Below are 663 nucleotides of genomic sequence, written 5' to 3' on the forward strand. Positions count from 1 at the left end.
TTCAGCCGAAGCGGCCGGTGATGTAGTCCTCGGTGTCCTTCTTGCGAGGCTTCATGAACAGCTCCGCGGTCGGACCAAACTCCACCAGGTCACCCAGGTACATGTAGGCCGTGTAGTCCGAGCAGCGCGCGGCCTGCTGCATGTTGTGCGTGACGATGACCACGGTGTAGTCGCTTTTGAGCTCGTGGATGAGCTCCTCGATCTTGCCGGTGGAAATCGGGTCCAGCGCCGAGCAGGGCTCGTCCAGCAGCAGCACTTCGGGGCGGATGGCGATGCCGCGCGCAATGCACAGCCGCTGCTGCTGGCCGCCGGAGAGGCCCGCGCCGCTTTGGCCCAGCTTGTCCTTGACCTCGTTCCACAGCGCGGCCTTGCGCAGCGCCCATTCGACGCGCTCGTCCATCTCCACGCGCGGCAGGTTCTCGAACAGCCGCACGCCGAAGGCGATGTTGTCGTAGATGGACATGGGAAACGGTGTGGGCTTCTGGAACACCATGCCGACCTTGGCGCGGATGAGGCTCACGTCCAGGCCGGAGGTGAGGATGTCCTGGCCGTCCAGCAGGATCTGCCCTTCGGCACGCTGCTCCGGGTAGAGCTCGTACATGCGGTTGAAGGTGCGCAGCAGCGTGCTCTTGCCGCAGCCCGACGGGCCGATGAAGGCCGTGA

Annotated in this window: 1 protein-coding gene; it reads right to left on the reverse strand. The window is 65.0% G+C overall.

All coding sequences use genetic code 11. The features are described 5' to 3' along the window. Position 1: 1 nt before the first annotated feature. Positions 2 to 663 (reverse strand): phosphate ABC transporter ATP-binding protein PstB (pstB, locus tag ALA01S_RS31320; protein WP_066343698.1); only part of this gene is annotated, 662 nt, incomplete at its 5' end.

The organism is Azohydromonas lata NBRC 102462 (assembly GCF_001571085.1).
Lineage (GTDB): Bacteria > Pseudomonadota > Gammaproteobacteria > Burkholderiales > Burkholderiaceae_C > Azohydromonas > Azohydromonas lata.